The 609-nt window shown below is 70.3% G+C and carries 1 protein-coding gene; it reads right to left on the bottom strand.

What is annotated here, in order from left to right; translation table 11 throughout:
• Positions 1 to 609: GMC family oxidoreductase (locus CFP71_RS37185; RefSeq protein WP_143267239.1), on the bottom strand; the 609-nt coding region annotated here is incomplete at both ends.

The raw sequence follows: 609 nt of genomic DNA, 5'->3' as shown, positions 1-609 counted from the left end.
TCGACCTCGGCCAGCACGCCGATCACCCGATCGCCCTCGAAGAGCAGCTGGTGGACGAGCGCTCCCGTGTGGACGGTCATCCGGCCGGCGACCGGCTGTCCGTAGGCGAGCCAGGTGTTGAGCCGTTTGCCGCCCCGGGTGGTGACGCGCTGGACCGAGACGCCGTCGAGCGCGTCCCCGTTGTAGTCCGGGTTGAACGGCAACCCGATCTGCACGGCCGCGTCCACAATGGACTGCTGGATCGGGTGCAGTGGCTCGTTCGGCACGACGTCGAGCAGATCCTTCTCGATCCGCTCGAACACCGGGCGCACGTCGTCCCACCGCCAGCCGGGCAGGTCCCAGCCGTCGTAGTCGGCGGGAGCGCCGCGCACCCAGATCATCGCGTTGAGCGAATGCGACCCGCCGAGCACTTTGCCGCGAGGCAGATGCAGCCGACGGTTCGCCGCGTGCGGCTGCGGCACCGTGTAGTAGTCCCAGTCCTCCGGGCCGTGCCACAGCTCCCCGGCCCGCGAAGGGTCGTGAATGGCCGGGTTGGTGTCCGGCCCGCCCGCTTCGAGCAGGGTGACCCATGCCCCGGAGTCGGCCAGTCTCCTGGCGACCACCGAACCG

This window comes from Amycolatopsis thailandensis (genome assembly GCF_002234405.1).
Taxonomy (GTDB): domain Bacteria; phylum Actinomycetota; class Actinomycetes; order Mycobacteriales; family Pseudonocardiaceae; genus Amycolatopsis; species Amycolatopsis thailandensis.
The sequence above is the reverse complement of the archived record's forward strand: the minus strand, read 5'-3'. Positions and strand labels throughout refer to the sequence as shown.